A 21,597-nucleotide genomic window follows, 5' to 3' on the forward strand; every position below is an offset into this window, starting at 1 on the left:
TGCCGAAGCTTGACGCTTTGTGATATAATTGATAAGGCATGTTTGAGGCCAGGCAGGAGGAACCCGTTTCATGGAAATGGATCAAGAGAAATCAGAGAAGAATACCAAAGAGCCCAAGAAACCCCGAAGTTATAAACGTACCTTCCTTACTGCAGGCAAAGTCACGCTAAGCGGCATCAAGTGGCTGTTCATCCTCGGCCTTGTGGCCTGCTTCCTCGGAGGCGGCGCCGCTTTCGGCTATGTCACCTCGCTCGTCAAGGACGATCCGGTGCGAAGCAAAGATGAGATGCTCAAAGAAATGCAGGATGATGCGCTGACAGGTTTCGTCTACTTCCGCGACGATTCAGTCGTCGGACAGCTGCGAACCGAGGAAGACCGGCGGATGGTGGCGCTGAGTGCGATCCCCCAGCACGTACTCGACGCTGTTTTTGCGATCGAGGACAAGAACTTCTACGAGCATAACGGCGTAGACCTCAAAGGTACGGCCCGTGCCGTCGTTCAGAAGCTGCTCAAAGAAGACGTGCAGACGGGCGGAAGCACCATTACCCAGCAGCTCGCCCGCCGGGTGTTCCTGACCCTCAGCCGGGATGACAGCCGCAAAGCGAAAGAAATTCTGCTCGCCATGCGGATGGAGCGGTTGATGTCGAAAGATGAGATCCTTCTCGCCTACTTGAACAAGATTCCGTACGGCAACGGTTCGTCCGGCTACAACGTATACGGCATCAAGGCGGCGGCCAAAGGCATCTTCAACATCGACGACTTGTCGAAGCTGAACTTGGCCCAAGCCGCCTACCTCGCCGGTCTGCCGCAGCAGCCGAGCAACTATTCCGCTTTCACCTCCAAGGGTGAGGTGGACGGGGCAGCCTTCAAGCGGGCGGTACAGCGCCAGCAGCTCGTGCTGCGCCGGATGCTCGAGGAAGGCAAGATCACGGAAGCGCAGTACCAGGAAGCGCTCCAGTTCGACCTGAAGAGCACCCTCGCCGAGAAAGTGAAGAGAGCTTATACCGAATTCCCTTATCTGATGATTGAGGTCGAACGCGAAGCGGCCAAAGCGCTGCTCAAGGCAGAGAATCCAAAGCTGAATGCCAAGGACAATCCGGAAGAATACGCCGAAGCGCTGAAGAGCATGCAGACGAAGCTCAGCCGGGGCGGCTACCATGTGTTCACGACCATCGATAGGGACATCTACAACTCGATGCAGACGATTGCCGCCGACGAGAAGAACTTCACGCCGGAAGACAAAGTCAAGGGCATCGAGCAGATCGGCGCGGTTCTCATGGACAGCAAGACGAGCGCCGTACTCGGCATGATCGAAGGACGCGACTTCTGGAAGGAACAGCTCAACCATGCGACGCAGGCATATCGTCAGCCGGGTTCCACGATGAAGCCGATCGCAGCCTACATACCCGCCATGGAAGAAGGCAAGATTCAGCCCGCATCCGTTATCGACGATGTGCCTATCATTCTGAAGGACGGCGGCAAGGGCTACCATATCCCCGAGAACTGGGACGACGGGTACCACGGATTGATCACTGCCCGCCGGGCGTTCAACCAATCCTACAATATTCCGGCGATCAAGCTCTTCCTTAATGACGTGGGCATCGAGAAGGCCTGGAAGTTCGCCAACCAGATCGGAGTAACTTCCATCAACGAGGAAGATTATGTCGCCCAGACGGGCGTCATCGGCGGACTCCGGTATGGGGTAACCGTCAGGGAGCTCACGAACGCTTATGCCACAATGGGCAACAAGGGCGTGTTCAACGAAGCTTATTTGATCCGCAAGATCACGGACTCGAACGGCAAAGTGGTGTTCGAGCACCAGCTTCAATCGAATCCCGCATTCTCCGAGCAGACGGCTTATCTCATCACGGATATGATGCGCACGGTCATCACATCAGGGACGGCTACCGATCTCATGAAGACCTTCAAGCATTACGGCCAAGTGCCGATCGTCGGTAAGACAGGATCCACCCAGGATGATGCGGATGCCTGGTTCATGGGCTACACACCGGATATTACACTCGGGGTATGGGCGGGCTACGATCTGCCGATCCATAAGCTCAGCAAGAAGACCGGCGGCACCAACCGTGCCAAGAATATATGGGCGTTGGTCATGGACACGACAATCGAGAAGCATCCCGACCTGTTCCCGACCAAGACCTTCGAACGTCCGGCGGATATTGTCGAGATGACGGTCTCTTCGCTCTCGGGCAAGCTGCCGAGCAACGCGACGAGCCGGGCCGGCAAACTGACGACCGATCTTTTCAACAAGAAGTATGTTCCAACGGAAGAAGATAACGTGATGGTCCGGCTGCCCGTCATCACCTACAATGGGATCAACTATATCGCACGGGAAGAAACCCCTTCCGACTTTGTGGAAGAAAAGTCCGTGATCAAGCGGCCGGAGCCGCTCGGCAAGTTGTTCCGCGAGCTGAGGAATATTATCGGCAAGCTGCCTGCGGACCGCAAGCGCAGCCTGGACTTCTACAAGCCGAAAGACTATTCGCAGGACGCCCCCTCGGAGACCGATCCGCGTAAGGATGACGGCAATGCACCGAATGCACCGACGACGGTCGTAGCCACTCGCAGCGGGGACTCGAACGTGATTACTTTCGGTGCCAGCGACAGCGGCGACGCGGTCGGTTACCGCTTATACCGTTCCGTGAACGGAGGCTCCTTCCAACGCGTCGGCGGCAAGGTGGTCTTCGCTGGGGACGAGACCAAATTCACTGACAGCTCCTCCTCGGGAGGCACCTTCGGTTATTATGTAACGACGGTGGATGTGGGGGGCAATGAGTCGCCGCCAAGCAAGGCCGCATACACGGACGGTACGTCGATGGATCTGCTGTTCGGCGCAGGGGACGGCCAACCCGTGAAGACGGAAGACGGCAAGAAAGACGCCCCTGGAGATGAGAAGAAGAGCGATGACAAAACGGCCGATGACAAGAAAGACAGCTCGCCTCCTCCCAAGAGCGTCCCAGCCATCCCAACTGGAATTACCGCAAAATCCAGCGGGGGCGGCGTCGAGCTCAAATGGAAAGCGAATCCCGACAAAGACAAAGTAGAGCAGTATAACATCTACTTCAGCGATAAGGAGAACGGCAAGTATTCCAAGATCGGCACCGTCAAAGGCGGTACCGAATTCAAGTACTATGCCGTCTCCTTCGAAGGCTATTATATCGTCTCGGCCACCAATGATGTGGGCGAGTCGAAATCTTCGGTAGCGGTGAGATTTAAGAAGTAATCGGCTGCAAGGATGCTCGCATGACGCGCCATTCTGGGGCATAAATAAACAAAAGAAGACCGCCAGCGGGTGCGCTCCGCTGGCGGTCTTTCGTTTGGCCTAAAGCATCAAATGAGTTCCGATATAAACATCAAAGCTTCAAACCTTAGCTTATAAACTAAAAATAAATGGCCTAATCCTCGATCGTAGACAAGTCGCCCGTAGGCAGGTTCAGCTCCCATGCTTTGAGGACACGGCGCATAATCTTGCCGCTTCGCGTCTTCGGCAGCTTATCCTTGAATTCGATCTCGCGGGGTGCCGCATGGGCGGACAGGCCTTCTTTCACAAACTTCGAAATCTCGGTCTTCAGCTCGTCAGACGGCGTATAGCCTTCGCGCAGCGCGATGAACGCCTTAATAATCTCGCCCCGCATCGGATCCGGCTTGCCGATGACTCCCGCTTCGGCTACGGCCGGGTGCTCGACCAGCTTGCTCTCGACTTCGAATGGACCTACGCGTTCGCCCGCCGTATTGATAACATCGTCGATCCGGCCTTGGAACCAGAAATAGCCGTCCTCATCCATGTAGGCGGAGTCGCCCGAGATGTACCAGCCCGGGATGCGGAAGTACTCTTCATACTTCGCCGGGTTCTTCCAGATCTTGCGCATCATCGAAGGCCATGGCGTCTTGATCGCCAGGTTGCCCATGCGGTTCGGCGGCAGCACATTGCCCGCATCGTCGATAATCGCCGCTTCGACGCCCGGCAGCGGTTTGCCCATGGAGCCCGGACGAATCGCCATGCACGGATAGTTACAAATGAGCTGTCCGCCCGTCTCCGTCATCCACCATGTATCGTGAATGCGCTGGCCGTATATTTTGAGGCCCCAACGAACGACTTCCGGATTGAGAGGCTCCCCGACACTCAGTACATGCCGCAGCGAGCTCAAGTTAAACTGCTTCACCGCATCGTCGCCGGCCCCCATCAGCATCCGGAATGCGGTCGGCGCGCTGTACCATACGGTAACGCCGTAACGCTCGATAGTACGGTACCAATCCTGTGGTGAGAACCGGCCCCCGCGGATAACATTCGTCGCCCCATTCAGCCAAGGCGCGAAGATCCCGTAGGAGGTTCCTGTCACCCAGCCCGGATCCGCTGTGCACCAATACACATCGTCCTCCTGGAGATCCAGCACAACGCGGCCCGTGTAGTAATGCTGCAGCATCGCATTGTGTGCGTGGAACACTCCTTTGGGTTTGCCCGTCGAGCCTGAAGTATAATGAATGAGCAGCCCGTCTTCCCGGTCGACCCACTCCAGCTCAAGCTCATCGGAAGCCTTCGCCATCTCTTGGTGGAAGTCCACTTGCCCTGCTTCCAATGCCAGATTCTCCCCAACGAGAATGACGTGCTTCAGATGCGGGAGCTCGGCTGCCGGTACGCGGGACAGCTGGGAAGGCGTCGTGATGATGGCTGCCGCCTCGCTGTCTTCCAGCCGGTCTCTTACGGCCGTCTCCATGAAAGCTTCGAACAGCGGACCAACGACCGCTCCGATCTTAATCGCACCGAGCAGCGCAAAATACAGCTCCGGCGTTCTCGGCATGAAGATGAATACCCGGTCGCCTTTGCCGATGCCAAGATCCTTCAGCACGTTGCCGAAGCGGTTCGACTGCTGCTTCATCTGCAGATATGTATATTGTTCATCGCGGCGGTCGTCGCTGTAATACAATGCGACCTTGTCCCTGCGAGACGAATCGGCGTGACGGTCGATCGCTTCATGGGCGGCGTTCAGCTTGCCGGTCTGGGACCAGGAGAATGTTGCTTCAATATCTTCCCAACGGAAGCCCGCGCGTTCTTCTTCATAGTTCTTCATGTTGGATGATGCCGTTACAGGTGCAATGCTTTCCACATTCGTCTGGTCCATGCCGCAGCCCTCCATATGCCTTTTCTATTCCATTCTTGTTCATTTCATTTGAAACGCTTTCATTCCTCACCTCCCTTATTATACCATAACCCTTTTTATTCGACTATTTTTTTGTTATGCTGGGAATGCAAGTTCTGGAAGGGGGAAGATTGTACCCGAATGAATCACATCAAATCCTATCAGCAGATCTCGGTCCCATATCAGAACACAGAGCTGGTGCTTGAAGGCCCCGTAGCGCCCGAGCTCCTCCGCGGGTATACGATGCATCCCGATCTGGATGCCTTCCGCAGGCCTAAGGAACAATTCGAAGCCCTACTGGAAATCGCCGCACTGCCCGAAGGGCGGATTATATTGGCCAGACATCACGATACCATCGTCGGCTACGTCACGTTCCACTATCCGGATGAGCTCGAACGCTGGTCCGAAGGCGGCATGTTAGATCTGATCGAACTCGGCGCTATCGAAGTAGCGAATGCATACAGAGGCCTGGGCCTGGGCAAACAGCTGGTCCGGCTCGCCTTTCAGGACGGGCAGCTCGAGAATGTCATTACCTTTACGACCGAGTATTATTGGCACTGGGATCTGGAATCCAGCGGGCTCACCGTCTGGCAGTATCGCGATATGATGGAGAAGCTGATGAAAAGCGTCGATATGGTCTGGTTCGCTACCGATGATCCGGAGATCTGCTCCCACCCCGCCAACTGCCTCATGGTCCGTATCGGCAAAAACGTCCCGCTGTCCTCCGTCGAGCAGTTCGACAGAGTTCGATTCCGGCAGCGGTTCATGTACTAAATTGGGGGCGCAGGAAGCCATGGAGCGACAAGCTTTGTTTATTTACGATGAGAACGAAACCGCATACCGGTTCAATGACGAACATCCTTTTAATCAAAAGCGACTGCTGCTGACCGTGGATCTGCTGCGCCGGGCCGGGGCACTCCCCGAGTCCTGTATCGAGCCGCCTCTGGCGGTGGATCCGGCAAAGTTGTGCACGGTTCACTCCAAGGAGTACGTGGAGGCGGTGATCGCCCTCAGCGAGCCGTCCCCCGAAGAAGCCTGGCTTCGGCGTGCCGCCGCGTATGGGCTGGATACTGAAGATACACCGCACTTTCACGGCATGCATCAAGTCACCTCCACCGTTGTGGGCGGCTCCGTTCAAGCGGTGGATGCCGTAATGTCGGGACGCCGGGAGCACGCCCTCCACCTGGGCGGCGGGCTTCACCATGCCCTGGCGGGCAAAGGAGCGGGATTCTGCGTCTACAATGATGCTTCCGTCGCAATCGAACATGCCAAGTGTGAGTACGGCGCCAGGGTGCTCTATATCGATACGGACGTTCACCATGGCGACGGGGTTCAATGGAGCTTCTATACGGACCCTGAGGTCTGCACATTCTCCATCCACGAAACCGGCAAATATCTCTTCCCCGGCACGGGAGCCGTGCAGGAGCGGGGAGAAGATACGGGCTTCGGCACTTCCATCAATGTCCCGGTGGAACCCTACACGGAAGACGCCTCCTGGCTCGAATGCTTTGAGGAGGTGCTTCTCAAGGCAGCGGCCCAATTCCGGCCGGACCTCATCGTCTCCCAGCATGGCTGCGATGCGCATGCGTATGACCCGCTGGCCCATGTGCACTGCAGCATGGAAATCTACCGCGCCATGCCGGCGCTCATTCACCGGCTAGCCCACGAGTACTGCGAAGGCCGCTGGGTTGCGCTCGGCGGCGGCGGCTACGATATCTGGCGGGTCGTCCCCCGGGCTTGGAGCCTGCTCTGGCTGGAGATGACCGAGCATCCCCTCCGGGAAGCGATGAAAGCGGATGCGGCCCTCCCCCTCCCCTCAGACTGGGTGGAAGCCTGGCAGCCCTTCTGCGAGGAAGAGCTTCCCTCCACCTGGCTGGATCCGGTGGACACCTGGACACCGATGCCGCGGCGGGCGGAGATTACGGCGAAGAACCGGCAGACCAAGGAGATTGCGATGCTGTATCTATAGCTCTCCAGACTCTCCCGTCCCTAGTAACTGCTCTCTTGCCGTGAATTCATCCGTTCCTCCACCTTCTTCCCATATACCAAAAAGCCCGCGGACCTCATGGCCGCGGGCTTTTCTGTCATCGTGATGTAAAGCAACTTAGAACTCTAGTTTGCTCTCAATGAATGCCTTCAATCCGCTGATCGGCATCCGTGTCTGCTCCATCGTGTCGCGGTCACGTACGGTCACTTGGCCGTCCGTCTCGGACTCGAAATCATAGGTGATGCAGAACGGCGTACCGATCTCGTCGTGACGGCGGTAGCGTTTGCCGATCGATCCCGTCTCATCGTAATCGACGAGGAAGTTCTTCGCCAGATCGGCAAATACCTGGTGCGCCCCTTCAGAGAGCTTCTTCGACAGCGGGAAGATCGCTGCTTTGTAAGGCGCCAAGGCCGGGTGAAGATGAAGCACGGTCCGCTTGTCATCGCCTTCGAGCTGCTGCTCTTCGTACGAATCGATCAGGAAGGCCAGAGTTACCCGGTCCGCACCCAGCGATGGTTCGATGCAGTAAGGGATGTAACGCTCGCCTGTTTCCTGCTCGATATAGTTGAAGTCCTCGCCGGAGTGGGTCATATGCTGCTTGAGGTCGTAGTCCGTACGGTCTGCGATGCCCCACAGCTCGCCCCAGCCGAACGGGAACTTGTACTCGATATCCGTCGTGGCGTTGCTGTAATGGGACAGCTCGTCCTCGTTATGGTCACGCAGGCGGATGCTGCTCTCGCCCATGCCGAGCTTCAGCAGCCAATCGCGGCAGAACGCGCGCCAGTATTCGAACCACTTCATGTCCTCGCCCGGCTTACAGAAGAATTCAAGTTCCATCTGTTCGAACTCGCGCGTACGGAACGTGAAGTTCCCCGGCGTAATTTCGTTGCGGAACGATTTGCCGATTTGGCCGATACCGAAAGGCATCTTCTTGCGCATCGTACGCTGCACATTCTTGAAGTTGACAAAAATCCCCTGGGCCGTTTCCGGACGCATGTATACCACGTTGGCGCTGGATTCGGTTACGCCTTGGAACGTTTTGAACATCAGGTTGAATTGACGGATATCCGTGTAATCCATAGCACCGCAGTCAGGGCACACAATGTGGTGCTCGGCAATCAGCTTCTCCATATCGGCGAACGTCATGCCGTCCACGATAATTTCGATGCCCTTCTCGCCCAGCGCGTTCTCGATCAGCTTGTCCGCACGGTGGCGTACTTTACACTGCTTGCAGTCGATCATCGGATCGTTAAAGTTGCCCACGTGTCCGGAAGCAACCCACGCTTGGGGATTCATCAGAATCGCTGCATCCAGGCCTACGTTATATGGGGATTCCTGAATGAACTTCTTCCACCAGGCCCGCTTGATATTGTTCTTCAGCTCAACGCCGAGTGGGCCGTAATCCCACGTATTGGCTAGACCGCCGTAGATTTCGGAACCCGGGAAGACGAACCCGCGGTGTTTGGCAAGAGCCGTGATTTGATCCATGGTTACGGAAGACATATTGGCAACTCTCCTTCTGAGTATGTAACTGCGGTCCGATTACGGGAGCCGCTGGAGCATTCCATCGATAATGCGGAACGAATTCTCCGATGCTTGCTGCGTAAACTCAGCAAAATTCACATGCGCCGAGCCATCCGCTTTGTCGGACATGGAGCGGATGATCACGAACGGAATGCCGTTCATTGTGCAGGCTTGAGCGACCGCTGCGCCTTCCATCTCCGTGCAGGCGCCGCTCAGCTCGCTATACAGCTGGCCGACCGTCTCGCGGCTGGAGATGAACTGGTCGCCGGAGAGCACGCGCCCCTCCTTGACCCGCCCGCCGAACAGCTCGCTGCTGACTTCCGCGGCCAACCGGCGAAGCTTCTCGTCGGCGGCGAACAGGGAAGTGGCCTCGTAAGGAATCGTGCCCCGCGGGAATCCGAGGGCCGTCACATCCATGTCATGCTGAAGACACTCGGTCGACACAACGATGTCGCCCACATTCAGCTCCGGATCCACGGCTCCGGCCACGCCGGTGAACAGCACGGCTGCCACCCCAAAAAGATCGATGAGAATCTGCGTCGTAACAGCCGCATTGACTTTGCCCACGCCGGACTTGCATAACACGATGGAGCGTCCATGGAAGGTCCCCTCGTAGAAGGTGATTCCGGCTTTAACGCTCTCCCTGACATCTTTCATTCCCTCGTGAAAGAGTTCAATTTCTTCCTTCATCGCGCCGATCACGCCGACTTTGCTATAACTCACGAACGTTTCCCTCCCCCTCTGGCGATGCATTTATTTCCAAAAATTGGCTTACAAAAATCTTCTTGCAAACGCCTGCCTAAGTCCCCCATTGCCTTGCGACAAAAAGAAGTGGCTCACTAAGAACGTTGAGCCACCGAGTTTCTATGAATGACTTCGTGCGGCAGAATCACCTGGGTCAATTCGGAAGCATCCTTCGTTTCTTTGTTCATCAGCTTGGTCAGCAGACGCATCGCCACAGCCCCGATATCATACATCGGCTGAGCTACGGTGGTCAGAAGCGGCCGAACCATGGATGCCATTCGAATGTTATCCACAGAGATGACGGACATATCTTCGGGCACCTTAAGCCCGTTATCCTGAAGGGTATGTATCGCGCCGATCGCCATTTCGTCCGTTGCGGCGAAGATTGCTGTTGGACGCTCGTCCAGTTCTAAGAAGTGCTTCGTCACTTCGAGACCGGATTCATAACGGTAGTTGCCGATACGCACATAATCCTCATTGATCGGAATATTCGCCGCTTCCAGCGCCTTCCGGTAACCCTGATAACGTGCATAACCATTCGCCGGATCCTGGAGCGTGCCGGAGATCATGGCAATCTGGGTATGTCCGTTCTGCAAGAGAACGTTTACGGCGTCAAGCGCTGCTTTCTCATGATCGATATCGACCGATGGAATCGCCCGCTGTTCATCCGCTGTCGCGCAGAGCACCACCGGTACCGAAGACGTCTTGAACGCTTGGATATGATCTTCCGTGACCGCGCCGCCCATGAAGAGCAGCCCGTCTACCTGCTTCTCGAGCAGCGTATTGATGACACGGATTTCCTTTTCTTTCTTCTTATCCGCGTTACACAAGATGATATTGTAGTGATACATGTTAGCGATATCCTCGATCCCGCGGGCAACTTCGGAGAATATGGAGTTGGAGATATCAGGAATGACCACGCCGACGGTTGTCGTCTTCTTGCTGGCCAGGCCTCTCGCTACAGCATTCGGACGGTAGCCCAAACGCTCGATCGCTTCGAACACTTTCTTGCGCGTCTGTGGCTTCACGTTCGGATTGTTGTTGACAACCCGAGAAACGGTTGCCATGGAAACGCCTGCTTCTCTGGCTACATCATAAATTGTCACAGTCACGGCCATTCTCTCCAATGTTTAAAATGTATTAAAGCGATCATGTCATTTAGCCTTATCATACGACAAATTGCTCAGGTACGCAACGAATATAAGGCTAGTCCTATGTATATAGTATCAAATCCATGCCAAAAAAGCCAACTGCAGAGCAGCGGCTTTCCCGGAAGGAACGCTGGACGCCGCTGACAAGAGCCCGCGGCATAGCGGCATGGAGTACAGAAAAGAAGGAGCAGGAAGACTAGGGACCCATCCGGATGTCCCCGAGCCCACAAACCGGGCCGGGATAGGTTAGGGTCACGGGCAGGCGGAATGGCCCGCTGCTTACTTCAAATCCTGCACGGCAAAAGAATGCTTCGTGATCTGCTCGAGCCGCTTGCGGACGTCGTCGATCCAGGCCTGATCAGCCAGCGACTGGGCCAGGAGCAGCAGATCCAGCAGTTCATTTATACGGTCCTGAATGATGAATTCCACCGGATCGGAAGCCCGGCTCTTCTCTGTGACCTTCACCATCAGATGGGCGACTTCGCTGATTTCATCGAACAGCACCTGTTGTTTGCCGGGCTTGCCGCCCAGCGCCCCGATGAGACCCGTAAGCTCGGGTTTGATCTCGGCGAATACTTCGTTGCGGCTGCAGGACTCGCAGGAGAAGATCGGCACGTTCTCGATCTCCACCTTATTCTGATACATAACGGTCCGAAGCCGGATGTTCATTTGTTTTCCGCATTTACATAGCTTCTGCAACGATACCACTCCTTAATTAGAGACAACAAGCAGACCTGGGATGAACGCCTCCGAACCGCCTGCGGGGGCAGCGGGGCCGTACATCGGAAAATACAGATCCCGGAAACGTGCTGAGCATGCGATTCGAATCTGTAATTTTCACATAGGTAAAAATATTCTACCTGTCTGCCCAATCTCCTGCCGGAGGGACGTTAGTAATATTTAGCATAGGCCGCTTTGGCGTATAACCGCCGCAGGGGCGGGATATACAGCAGCAGCATGCCGATGGCTGCGCCGATGGCATCGTTGCGAAGATCTGTCAGGGAAACCGAGCGCCGCGGCACAAAAGATTGATGGTATTCATCCGTGATGCCGTACAAAAAACAGAGCAGCACGATCCCCAGCTTGACGGCCGCGGACAGCCTCTTGGGACGGAAGGCCCACAGGAGCGTCCATCCCAAGATCATATAGGAAATGAAGTGTCCGAAGTCGAAGCTCTCCAGCGCCGGAAACCACTGACGGAACACGGACAGCCAGCCGTCCAGATCATCTCCTGTACGGGAAGAAAAGTAGTAAATAACCGCCATCCACACCAAGGCCGGCAGCCAACGGACCAGCCCCCTCACTTGTTCAGGTAAGCGGCGAGCACATCCACGAACGCTTTGCTGAACGCCGGGAGATCCGGCGGCCGGCGGCCCGATACGATGTTGCGGTCAACCACGACTTCCTGATCAACCCAGATCGCACCGGCATTCTCGAGATCATCCTTGATGCCCGGCGTCGAAGTCATCGTGTAGCCTTGGCAAATCTTCGCGGAGGCCAGTACCCAGCCCGCATGGCAAATATGGGCGATCGGCTTCTCGGCTTCGTGGAATTCGCGGGTAAGCCGCAGGACGGAAGCGTAACGGCGCAGCTTGTCGGGCGCCCAGCCTCCGGGGACATACAGCCCGATGTAATCCTCGGACTTCACTTCATCCAGCGCATATTCCGTCGTCAAAGGGACGCCGTATTTGCCGTGGTATACCGTCCCGCTCTTCGGTCCGGCCAGGTGCACCTCGGCCCCGGCTTCGCGCAGACGCAGCACCGGATACCACATCTCCAAATCTTCAAATTCCTCATCCACAAATGCCAGCACGCGGTTTCCTTTCAACTCCATCGTACATTCTCCTCCTATACTTCGTGTATGATATAAATGCTCAACCCGGCTCCCCGGCATTCCTCAGCAGTATTCGCCGGCAGGATGCGACGGCTTGGGGGTTTCCGTCGCTCCGGCATGCCCGTCTGCCGAAACGGAAGCCTCGGGATCCTGTGTCTGCGGTTGGCCGGGCGTATCCGGAGCCTGGGGCGCTGCGGTCTTGCCCGGTCCGGGCCGCTCCCCTGTCTTGTCTTCGGCCAGGCCCGACTTCATGTACCTGCCGAGCACTTCCGTGACGGCCGCGCTGCTCGGGCAGGGCGCGAGCGCTGTCCAGATCCCCGGACCGTCGCTCCTGCTGCTCTGCAGAAGGGAATTCTTCACCTTCAGGATCGACTGGACAGACATGCTGAGCTCGGTGATCCCGAGAGCCAGCCAGATCGGCAGCGCCCGGATATCTCCGGCAAGCTCTCCGCAGACGCTGACATGCGTACCGTGCAGCCTAGCATTGTCGGCCGTCAACTTCAGCATACGCAGCACCGCGGGATGGAACGGGTCGTAGAGATGGGCGACCTGCTCGTTCATCCGGTCTACGGCCAGTACGTATTGAACGAGGTCGTTGGTGCCGATACTGAAGAAGTTCACTTCCTGTGCAAGCAGCTCCGAGATCATGACGGCCGCCGGCAGCTCGATCATGATGCCGACCTCAATATCAGCCCGGTAAGGAATATTCGCCTCATCGAGCTCCCGCTTGGCCTCTTCCAGCACCAGATTCGCGCGGCGAAGTTCGTCCAGGGAAGAAATCATAGGGTACATGATCTTCACATATCCGTAATGGCTCGCTCTTAATATGGCGCGCAGCTGGGTCTTGAACAAATCCGTCCGGTCCAGCGAGATCCGGATGGCCCGGTAACCGAGCGACGGGTTCTCCTCTTCCGGCAGCGCGAGATAGTCGAGATTCTTGTCGCCCCCGACATCCAGCGTGCGGATAACCACCGGCCGGCCGTTCAGCCGCTCGGCCACTTCCCGGTACACGGCATACTGCTCTTCCTCGGGAGGGAAGGAGCTGCGGTCCATGTACAGAAACTCCGTGCGGAACAGCCCCACGCCCGATGCATTATTCGAGATGACATGCGCCAATTCCTTCACCGACGAGATGTTCGCCGCGAGATTCACCTGGCATCCGTCCCGCGTCCGGCTCGGCAGATGAGCGAGCTTCTGCAGGCTTTCCTGCATCGCATTCCAGTTGGCTTTGCGCGCTTTGTAGCGCTCTACGACATGCTCGCCGGGATTGACGTAGACAATGCCTTCATCCCCGTCGATGATCAGGTAATCCCCAGTCTGGATCGGGGATGACAGCTTGCCCTCCAGCCCCAGTACATAGGGGACGCCCATCGCCCGGGCCATGATCGCCACATGGGACGTCTTGCCCCCCAGCATCGTCACGACGCCGAGCGCCTGATTCACATCCAGATGCACCATTTGCGAAGGCTGAAGTTCCTTGGCCACGAGGACATACGGCTGGTCCTTCGGCGGGAGCGTCTCCTCCAGCGCACCAAGCAGATGCTTCAGCAGCCGGTTGCCGACATCCTTGATGTCGAGCGCCCTTTCCTTCATATACGTATCGTCGAGCAGATCGAACATGTTCACGAACTTCTCGATCGCTTCCTTCACCGCCACCTCGGCGGCTTTGTACTGCCGCTGCATGATGCCCTGCACTTCGCTCATGAAGATGGGATCCTCGAGAATCGCAAGATGGGCGTCGAAGATCTGGGTCTGCTCCTCGCCGAGCACGCTGACGAACTCCTGCTTGATCTGCTCGATCTCGCTCTTCGAATGGCGGATCCCGTCATACAGCCGCTCGAATTCGTAGGCCAGGTCCGTCACGTCGATCAGCTTGTCGGGAAAGTCCCATTCCCAGGTCGGAATGACGAACGCTTTGCCCATCGCGATGCCGGATGATGCTCCGATTCCCTCAACCATGCGCTTTCCCTCCCTCTGCCTCGACATTCTTGAGCACGACCGACATGACGGAAGCCTGCCCTTTCTTGACAGCTTTGAACGGAGCGAAGCTCCAAGACTTGACCACGTCGACGTTGGTGATCAGCATCGGCGTGGCAAGCGACTTGCAGTTGTTTTTCACCTTCTGAAGATTGAATCGAACTAGCAGTTGTCCCGCCTCCACCTGGTCGCCTTCTTTCACATGGGACGTAAAATATTTGCCCTGCAGGCCGGCGGTATCGATTCCGATATGCAGCAGCACCTGCAGCCCCTGTTCCGTCTCGATCCCGAGCGCATGAAGCGTCGGATACATATGCATGATCCGCCCGGCTACCGGAGCCACCAGCTCGCCTTTGTCCGGAAGGAACGCGACGCCGTTGCCTACCAGCTTGCCCGCGAAGATCTTGTCCGGCACTTCGTCTAGTGGAATCATACGCCCCTGCATCGGCGATGAGAACATGACCTGCTGAATATCTTTGCCGCGGGCCTTGATAATCTCTTCGCGGATCAGCTCGGAGTAGGTCCCGAACACGACCTGCACGTTGCCTCCGCCGAGCCGGATCACCCCGGCCGCCCCCAGGTGCTTCAGAGCCGCAATATCCATCTGGCGGTCGTTCACCAGCGTGAGCCTCAGCCGGGTAATGCAGGACTCGATGTTCTTAATATTCTCTTTGCCTCCAAGCGCCTGAAGAATCAGCGGGGAGCGGTACGGAATATCGCCGGCCCACTCTTCGAGCTGGGAGCCTTCTTCGCGGCCGGGCGTAGGGAGCCGGAACCGGCGGATCGCCCAGCGGAAGAGGACGTAATACACGAGCCCGTAGGCGATGCCGATCGGAATCAGCAGCAGCCCGTTCTTCGACAGATGCAGGTTAATGAGAAAATCGATCGCCCCCGCAGAGTAGGAGAAGCCGTGATGAATGTCGAGCGCATAAGCAATCCACATGGCAAGCCCCGACAAGATCGCATGCCCCACGAACAGGTAAGGGGCCACGAACAGGAATGCGAACTCGATCGGTTCGGTCACACCCGTCAAGAAGCACGCGAAGGCCGCCGTCAGGAACGTAGCCCGGATCTTCGGCTTGAGGTCTTCCCGGGCTTCATGGATAATGGCGAGCGCGATGGCCGGCAGAGCGAACATCATAATCGGGTATAAGCCGGCCATGTAGATCCCCGCCTGCGGATCGCCCGCGAAGAATCTCGGCAGGTCGCCGAACACCGGCTGTCCATCGGCCTCGTACGCCCCGAGTTGAAACCAGAAGAAGTTATTAAACACATGATGAAGTCCCGAAGGAACGAGCAGCCGGTGAATAATCCCGTACAGAAACGTGCCGAATCCGCCGAGCCCTAAGATGAAATCCGTTACCGCCTGCATGCCGCTCTCCAGCAGCGGACCTATGCTTAGAACCAGGAGCACGAGCAGGAAGATCGCTAGTCCCATAATGAGCGGCACCATCCGCGGTCCGCCGAAGAATTGGATCGACTCCGGTAACTGAACGTGCTTCACCCTGTGATAGATGACCGCCGCGATCAGCCCGATCAGAATCCCGCCCGGCACGCCAAGCTGAAAGGACTCTCCCAAATACCGCTGCAGCGACTCCGAGAACATATAATGCCCGATGAGTGCCGACATGCCGGCGATCCCCGCGCTTTCGGTGAGACCGAGCGCAACGCCCACCGCGAAGATCAGCGGCAAATACGTAAAGATGCTGCCGCCCAGCAGCAGAAGAATTTCACCGATCCGGGGCATGCCGGCCTCGCTCCAAGGCAGCGTTCCCAGACGCAGCAAAAGCGCTGCCACAGGCAGCGTAATGGTCGGCAGCATGAGCGACCGGCCAAGCTGCTGTAAATTCCCCATCCAGTTCAAACAGGCCGTTCCCCCTTTCTTATTACGATGGTAAAGCCACAGGCGTTTTTTGTCAAACCGCCGTCCCCCGCAGGGGCAGGGGTCCCCAGCCTTGTTTCCTTCTATTGGAAACAGCAAAAAAGACGGGCTGTCGCCCGCCTTTCTCTCTTAAGGAAAGACTAGAATTGGTAGCGGTTATTAAAGCTTTGAGCGCTCAGGCCGAATTGGCTTTGGGCCGGCTGCGTGGAATCCGCACGCAGGTAGGCATCATGGCCCGGCTGGTTGCCGCGGTAGCTCGCCGTGTGGTACGACTGCGGGCTTTGGAATTGGTTGTAAGACTGCGAAGAAGCGAAGCCTTGGTTCTGGGAAAGGCCGAAGGACGAATTGCTGTATGGGGCGCTGAAGCTTTGAGCACCCATGCCGAATTGGTTTTGGGCCGGTTGGTTGGAATCCTCACGCAGGTAAGAATCGTGGCCCGGCTGGTTGCCGCGGTAGTTCGCCGTGTGGTACGACTGCGGGCTTTGGAATTGGCTGTACTGCGCCTGCGAGGAGGAGCCGAAGCTGTTCAGGGAAGAAGCGCCCAGACCGAATTGGCTTTGAGCCGGCTGCGTGGAATCCGCACGCAGGTAGGCATCATGGCCCGGCTGGTTGCCGCGGTAGCTCGCCGTGTGGTACGATTGCGGACTTTGGAATTGGCTGTAAGACTGCGAAGAAGCGCCGAGGCTGCTGCTCAGCGAGGAAGCGTTCAAGCCGAATTGGCTGCTTTGAGCGCTTTGACCCAAGGATTGGTTATACTGGGACTGCACGTTGCCGACCGGCTGGTATTTTGTCTCCAGCCCGCGGTACTGGGAGTTTGCTTGGCCAAAACCTGCGCCGATCTGGTTTTGGAAGCTGTTTTGAAAGCCTTGTTGGTTGTACATGAAAAAATCCTCCTTGGATTTCAATTCAAAAGTCTTCCGGTGCAGCCCATGCTCGGACCCGCCCTTTCCAGAAGCCTTTCTTATTGTCTTCAAGGAGGATTTTTTTTATAACTATTCTTTGGGTATAAAGTGCCGATATCCCGAAAAAATTTCAATGATGAAGCGGCGGCGGCTATTCCCCCCGCGCAGCTTCAAAGAGGCCGCGCGCCGCTTCCCGCGGATCGGTCTGCCGCGTAATAGCCGAGATCACGGCTACTCCCTGCGCTCCAGCTTCGAAGACAGGCGCCGCATTGCCCTTATGGATGCCGCCGATCCCGACGAGCGGAAGCCGGGGCCAGCGGGCGCGGATCCGCCGGATGAGCTCCGTACCGATCGCTTCCCCCGCGTCTCCCTTGCTCGCGGTCGCATACACAGGACCTACCCCGAGATAGTCCGCCCCTTGCGAGACGGCCCACTCAGCCTCTTCCATCGTGCCAGCCGAGATCCCGAGAATGGCCTCCGGGCCCAGCAGCTTGCGTGCTTCCCCGCCAGGCAGATCATCCTGGCCGACATGCACGCCGTCCGCTTCCAGCAGCAGCGCCAGATCGACGCGGTCGTTCACCACGAAGGGAACGCCTGCGCTGCGGCATAAGGAGCGGATCTCGCGTCCGGCCGGCAGCACATCACGCAGAGGGGCCGTCTTCTCGCGAAGCTGCACCAGCGTGACGCCTCCCGAGAGCGCTTCGCGGACGATCTCCGCGGCGGATCTCCCGCCGTACCCCTCGGTCCCGGTGACCAGGTACACGGCAAGCGTTTCATTCAGCGTGGATTGATACAACGCTATTTCCTCCCGCCGGGCAGCAGAATCGAATCCTCGACCTTGATGCAGCGGTCCATGATGACCTCGAGCCCTGCATCCCCGGCGATCCGGGCCGCCTCTTCATTCTCAATGCCGAGCTGCAGCCACAATACCTTGGCTTTGATAGCTGCAGCCTCTTCGGCTACAGGCATCGTCTGTTCGCTGCGGCGGAACACGTTGACGATGTCAACCGGTTCCGGAATCGCCGTCAAAGAAGGATAGCAGGTCTCGCCGAGAATCGTTCCTTCAACAGTAGGATTCACGGGGATAATCCGGTAGCCCTTCTTCTGCATCGCTTCGGCGACCATGTAAGAAGTGCGGTCCGGTTTGTCGGACAAGCCCACGACGGCAATATTTGCAGCCCCGCTCAGAATTTCTTTGATACGTTCCCGCGACGGATTTTCGAATGCCATACTACGCTCACTCCTTTGGCTCTTTGGCCTTCAGTATGATGCCTTCGTACAAGACTAGGGTTCGTGTAAGGTTTAAGGATTCTTAATAAGGTTAAGGCTTCGTATATGAAATCGCCTGCCGCCCCATCGCTTCCCAGGTGGCCAGAAACTGCTTCTTGTCGATCGCCTTCTTGCTCAGGCCGGACAGGGGATCGTTCACATATACGTTGTTCTCGTCGAAACCAACCATGAGCACCGCATGCTCCATGAACGTGGTCTTGATCGGCCCGATCGGCGTATCCCACACGCTCCACTTCTGCGGCACTTTAAAATCGATCGTCGTCCATACGACGACTGGCACGCCGCTTAGCAACTGCTGCTCCACTGCCGAGAACGGCTCCCGGGTCAGATCCACCGCTGTCGGTATATAGTTATGCGCCAGCTCGAACAGGGCCGTATGGTAAATGCCGAACCCTTTGCCCGCTCCCGTAATCTCGCCTACAAACCCGGTATTGGGGTTGCCCCAATACGAGACCGCGCCGTTAGCCCCGTAGGTGATCGGCGTCGTATCCCGCTTCATCTCCGGCAGCAGCTCCATCTTGGTCTTCTTCACGCCGTAATATTGCAGAAGCATCGTCAGCGACGTCAATTCGCACCCGGAGGGAAGCTCGGGCTTCTGCAGGACCAAAGGCGCATCAAGCATCGCACGGGACGGCGCCTGCACCGGGGCCGGGGCTGCTTCTGCGCCGGGACCGTCTGCCGGAAGAGGCTGCGACGCCAAGGTCATCTCGGCAACCGCGGCTGCCGGGAGAATGACTGACGCTTCCGCCTGGACGGTCAGTTTATCGTACAGAAGTACAGAGAAAACCCCGCTGGCAAACAAGAGGCCCGCGATGAGAAACATCCCCATCGTCACCTGCATCCCTTTCCATACAATTACTGCTGCTTTCACAGCCTGCACCGCCTTCCCGTTTGTGGATTCTAAGATGTCAGGAAGATCGCCGGGCGGCGGTACGCTGATCCCCGTGGCCTCCCGGTTTAGTGTTCTTCCTCTTGTACCAGTTCAATCTGTGCGCCGAGCGACAACAAATGGTCGAAATACTGGGGATAAGACTTCGCCACATGATGCGCGTCATTGATGATAAGACCTTTATCGGAACGCAGGCCTACAATCGTTAGGGCCATAATCACACGGTGATCGTAGTGGGCATTGATCTCCACACCGCCGCTTACGCCCTGCGGACGCCCGTGGATGATAATCTCGCTCTGGCGTTCCTCCACATCGGCGCCTGCCTTGCGAAGCTCCGCCAGGAAATCCGTGATGCGGTCGCATTCTTTGTAGCGCAGGTTCTCGACATTATAGAAGCGGGAGGTCCCTTCGGCGAACACCGCCGCCGCGACCATGGCAAGTACCCCGTCGGTGAAGTGATCGCCGTCGAACTCGCCGGCCTTCAGGGTCTGGTTCCCGCGGACATGCACGACGTCATTCTCGTGAGTCAGCTGCACGCCCATAGCGCGGAGCACATCCACTACAGCCCGCTCGCCTTGGCGGCTCTCCTCCGGCAGACGCAGTACGCGGACATCCGAGTGCGTTACGGCAGCCGCGGCCAGGATCGCTGCGGAGCCCGGATAGTCGCCCTGTACTACGTAGTTCTGCGGCTTGTACTGCTGCCCGCCCGGAATCCGGTAGTGCATGAGATCTTCGGATGCTTCGATCGTGATGCCGGCCTGCGCGATGACTTCGAGCGTCTGGCCTACGATCACCTTGGACTTCAGATCGTGGAGTACGGTAATCTCGCTGTCTTCCTCCAGCAGCGGTGCCGCGAAGAGCAGCGAGCTCAGGAACTGGGAGCTGACATTGCCGGAGACGGTGATCTTGCCGCCGCGGGGCTTCCCGCCGCGGATCGTAATCGGCAGCTTGCCGTCCCTGTGCTCGACCTCGACGCCCATTTGGCCGAGGGACTCGATGAGATCGTCATGCGGCCGCTTGCCGAGGGAATCCGGATAGCGGTTGATGAACGTCACTTCCGGGCAGAACGCCGCTACGGACATCAGAAAGCGCAGCACGGCGCCGGCATTGCCGACATCGAGCTCCTTGACGTCTCTCGGGTGACGGCCGAAGCCGCGGATCGTCATCTTCTCGTCGTCTTCTTCGAGAACTGCACCGAGATCGCGGATACAGCGGCGCATCGCATCGCTGTCCTCGCTATGCGCCGGATACTGGACCGTAGACGTTCCGTCCGCCAGCGCCCCGATCAGCAGATAACGCGTCGTATAGTTTTTGGAGGACAGGGCGTTGATGGTCCCTTCCAGTCTCTGGGTCGGTTTGACAATAGCCTTCATGCGGTATGTATCTCTCCTTCAAAATAGAGAATAGTGAACAATACGAATACGAATGAAATAAGAACAGCACAGCCTCAAAATGACAGCCCAGGGGAAGCAAGGATATACCCTGCGAAAGCCGCTCCCCCGCCAAGCAGATAGGTCAGCAGGAGATACAGCAGCGCAGCGCCGCCCCGTCCTTCGCTGCGCAGCGACTCGCTCTCCAGCTGGAACGTTGAGAAGGTGGTGTAGGCTCCGGCGAACCCGCTGCCGAGCAGCAGGGCGGCTTCCCGGGAGACATGGGCGCCGGTCAAGATACCGAGCAAAAAGGCGCCTGTCACATTAATGATCAGCGTACCTAAGGGCCAAGCAGACAGAAAGCGGGAGACGAAGCGGGTCAGCCCGTAGCGGGATACCGCGCCGACAAAGCCTCCGATGCCTACATAAGCTAGGGTAATATACACATTCGACATTATTCGGCAGATTCCTCTCTTGCGGTAAGCCTATGGAATCCGCGGCCGAGCCTGATGCAGGCAAGTCCCCCGAAGAAGGACAACCCGGCGTAAACTCCTGCCTGCAGCCAGGCGCTCGACTCCAGCAGGCGCACCATCTCCAGGCTCAGCGTCGAGAACGTCGTGAACGCTCCAATGAATCCCGTGGTCAGGAACGCCTTGCGGTTCGGATAAAGCGCAAGCTTCGGAGCATAGGCTAAGCAGCCGAGCAGCAGGCAGCCAAGCAGATTGCATAGCAGCGTTCCCCACGGGACGGCGGAGCCGGAAGCGGATGGATTAAACAGCAGTGACAGCCCGTACCGCGCCAACGCGCCCGCCGCCCCTCCCGCTCCCACAAACCATACGGTCATCGTCAGATGCCAGCCTCCTTCCTTCCGAGTACTGCTTACTCCCG

19 protein-coding genes are annotated in these 21,597 nt (G+C 57.4%); 3 read left to right on the forward strand and 16 right to left on the reverse strand.

The features are described from left to right. The first annotated feature begins 70 nt into the window (after positions 1-70). Entirely contained in the window at positions 71-3,244 is a 3,174-nt protein-coding gene (locus O9H32_RS12190; RefSeq protein ID WP_269866362.1) for a transglycosylase domain-containing protein, read from the forward strand. Positions 3,245-3,416: 172 nt separating this feature from the next. On the opposite strand, the gene acsA is transcribed toward O9H32_RS12190, so the two are convergent. After that, on the reverse strand, positions 3,417-5,141 hold the full coding sequence (gene acsA / locus O9H32_RS12195) for an acetate--CoA ligase (protein WP_269866363.1): 1,725 nt from the start codon (positions 5,139-5,141) through the stop codon (positions 3,417-3,419). Between the two features lie 159 nt (positions 5,142-5,300). Between acsA and O9H32_RS12200 the strand changes: the two genes are divergently transcribed. Together O9H32_RS12200 and O9H32_RS12205 are read left to right on the forward strand one after the other, a co-directional pair. Further along, positions 5,301-5,933 carry a GNAT family N-acetyltransferase gene (locus O9H32_RS12200; RefSeq protein WP_269866364.1) on the forward strand — a complete coding sequence of 211 codons (633 nt, stop codon included), beginning with the start codon at positions 5,301-5,303 and terminating at the stop codon, positions 5,931-5,933. A 19-nt stretch (positions 5,934-5,952) separates the two neighbouring features. Next, a complete protein-coding gene (locus O9H32_RS12205; RefSeq protein ID WP_269866365.1) occupies positions 5,953-7,128 on the forward strand; it encodes an acetoin utilization protein AcuC in 1,176 nt (391 codons plus the stop codon). 135 nt (positions 7,129-7,263) lie between these two features. Here the strand turns inward: O9H32_RS12205 and O9H32_RS12210 are convergent, their stop codons facing one another. The 15 genes from O9H32_RS12210 to crcB form a co-directional block, all read right to left on the reverse strand. Further along, positions 7,264-8,649: a glycine--tRNA ligase gene (locus O9H32_RS12210; protein WP_269866366.1), complete on the reverse strand. Its 1,386-nt coding sequence runs from the start codon at positions 8,647-8,649 to the stop codon at positions 7,264-7,266. A gap of 39 nt (positions 8,650-8,688) precedes the next feature. Continuing rightward, a complete protein-coding gene (locus O9H32_RS12215; protein WP_269866367.1) occupies positions 8,689-9,393 on the reverse strand; it encodes a 5'-methylthioadenosine/adenosylhomocysteine nucleosidase in 705 nt (234 codons plus the stop codon). 116 nt (positions 9,394-9,509) lie between these two features. Further along, entirely contained in the window at positions 9,510-10,532 is a 1,023-nt protein-coding gene (gene ccpA, locus O9H32_RS12220; RefSeq protein WP_269866368.1) for a catabolite control protein A, read from the reverse strand. Positions 10,533-10,844: 312 nt separating this feature from the next. Then, positions 10,845-11,264 carry a hypothetical protein gene (locus O9H32_RS12225; RefSeq protein WP_269866369.1) on the reverse strand — a complete coding sequence of 140 codons (420 nt, stop codon included), beginning with the start codon at positions 11,262-11,264 and terminating at the stop codon, positions 10,845-10,847. Positions 11,265-11,455: 191 nt separating this feature from the next. Beyond that, entirely contained in the window at positions 11,456-11,869 is a 414-nt protein-coding gene (locus O9H32_RS12230) for a VanZ family protein (protein ID WP_269866370.1), read from the reverse strand. Further along, positions 11,866-12,399, reverse strand: a complete 534-nt coding sequence (locus tag O9H32_RS12235; protein ID WP_269866371.1) for a type 1 glutamine amidotransferase domain-containing protein — start codon at positions 12,397-12,399, stop codon at positions 11,866-11,868. Before O9H32_RS12235 ends, O9H32_RS12230 begins: the two co-directional genes overlap by 4 nt. Positions 12,400-12,462: 63 nt before the next feature. Next, the gene (gene ptsP, locus O9H32_RS12240) at positions 12,463-14,358 is read right to left on the reverse strand and encodes a phosphoenolpyruvate--protein phosphotransferase (protein ID WP_269866372.1); all 1,896 of its coding nucleotides are present in this window, start codon (positions 14,356-14,358) and stop codon (positions 12,463-12,465) included. Then, complete coding sequence (locus tag O9H32_RS12245) at positions 14,351-16,240, reverse strand: glucose PTS transporter subunit IIA (RefSeq protein ID WP_269866373.1); 1,890 nt, start codon at positions 16,238-16,240, stop codon at positions 14,351-14,353. Before O9H32_RS12245 ends, ptsP begins: the two co-directional genes overlap by 8 nt. Before the next feature lie 158 nt (positions 16,241-16,398). Then, complete coding sequence (locus O9H32_RS12250) at positions 16,399-17,139, reverse strand: hypothetical protein (RefSeq protein WP_269866374.1); 741 nt, start codon at positions 17,137-17,139, stop codon at positions 16,399-16,401. A gap of 172 nt (positions 17,140-17,311) precedes the next feature. Continuing rightward, positions 17,312-17,956, reverse strand: a complete 645-nt coding sequence (gene thiE / locus O9H32_RS12255; RefSeq protein ID WP_269866375.1) for a thiamine phosphate synthase — start codon at positions 17,954-17,956, stop codon at positions 17,312-17,314. A 2-nt stretch (positions 17,957-17,958) separates the two neighbouring features. Beyond that, positions 17,959-18,390 carry a CoA-binding protein gene (locus O9H32_RS12260; RefSeq protein ID WP_269866376.1) on the reverse strand — a complete coding sequence of 144 codons (432 nt, stop codon included), beginning with the start codon at positions 18,388-18,390 and terminating at the stop codon, positions 17,959-17,961. Between the two features lie 91 nt (positions 18,391-18,481). Then, positions 18,482-19,321: a C39 family peptidase gene (locus O9H32_RS12265; protein ID WP_269866377.1), complete on the reverse strand. Its 840-nt coding sequence runs from the start codon at positions 19,319-19,321 to the stop codon at positions 18,482-18,484. 86 nt (positions 19,322-19,407) lie between these two features. Continuing rightward, positions 19,408-20,712, reverse strand: a complete 1,305-nt coding sequence (aroA, locus tag O9H32_RS12270) for a 3-phosphoshikimate 1-carboxyvinyltransferase (RefSeq protein WP_269866378.1) — start codon at positions 20,710-20,712, stop codon at positions 19,408-19,410. 74 nt (positions 20,713-20,786) lie between these two features. Continuing rightward, complete coding sequence (locus O9H32_RS12275) at positions 20,787-21,164, reverse strand: fluoride efflux transporter FluC (protein ID WP_269866379.1); 378 nt, start codon at positions 21,162-21,164, stop codon at positions 20,787-20,789. Next, on the reverse strand, positions 21,164-21,553 hold the full coding sequence (gene crcB, locus O9H32_RS12280; RefSeq protein ID WP_269866380.1) for a fluoride efflux transporter CrcB: 390 nt from the start codon (positions 21,551-21,553) through the stop codon (positions 21,164-21,166). Before crcB ends, O9H32_RS12275 begins: the two co-directional genes overlap by 1 nt. Positions 21,554-21,597: the final 44 nt, after the last annotated feature.

The organism is Paenibacillus caseinilyticus, from assembly GCF_027533645.1.
GTDB lineage: Bacteria > Bacillota > Bacilli > Paenibacillales > NBRC-103111 > Paenibacillus_G > Paenibacillus_G caseinilyticus.

Coding starts and splice junctions, on each gene's coding strand:
- O9H32_RS12275 (WP_269866379.1), bottom strand. CDS start 21,164: ATGTCGAATGTGTATATTACCCTAGCTTATGTAGGCATCGGAGGCTTT.
- O9H32_RS12200 (WP_269866364.1), top strand. CDS start 5,301: ATGAATCACATCAAATCCTATCAGCAGATCTCGGTCCCATATCAGAAC.
- O9H32_RS12210 (WP_269866366.1), bottom strand. CDS start 8,649: ATGTCTTCCGTAACCATGGATCAAATCACGGCTCTTGCCAAACACCGC.
- crcB (WP_269866380.1), bottom strand. CDS start 21,553: ATGACCGTATGGTTTGTGGGAGCGGGAGGGGCGGCGGGCGCGTTGGCG.
- acsA (WP_269866363.1), bottom strand. CDS start 5,141: ATGGACCAGACGAATGTGGAAAGCATTGCACCTGTAACGGCATCATCC.
- ptsP (WP_269866372.1), bottom strand. CDS start 14,358: ATGGTTGAGGGAATCGGAGCATCATCCGGCATCGCGATGGGCAAAGCG.
- O9H32_RS12235 (WP_269866371.1), bottom strand. CDS start 12,399: ATGGAGTTGAAAGGAAACCGCGTGCTGGCATTTGTGGATGAGGAATTT.
- O9H32_RS12190 (WP_269866362.1), top strand. CDS start 71: ATGGAAATGGATCAAGAGAAATCAGAGAAGAATACCAAAGAGCCCAAG.
- ccpA (WP_269866368.1), bottom strand. CDS start 10,532: ATGGCCGTGACTGTGACAATTTATGATGTAGCCAGAGAAGCAGGCGTT.
- aroA (WP_269866378.1), bottom strand. CDS start 20,712: ATGAAGGCTATTGTCAAACCGACCCAGAGACTGGAAGGGACCATCAAC.
- O9H32_RS12205 (WP_269866365.1), top strand. CDS start 5,953: ATGGAGCGACAAGCTTTGTTTATTTACGATGAGAACGAAACCGCATAC.
- O9H32_RS12260 (WP_269866376.1), bottom strand. CDS start 18,390: ATGGCATTCGAAAATCCGTCGCGGGAACGTATCAAAGAAATTCTGAGC.
- O9H32_RS12250 (WP_269866374.1), bottom strand. CDS start 17,139: ATGTACAACCAACAAGGCTTTCAAAACAGCTTCCAAAACCAGATCGGC.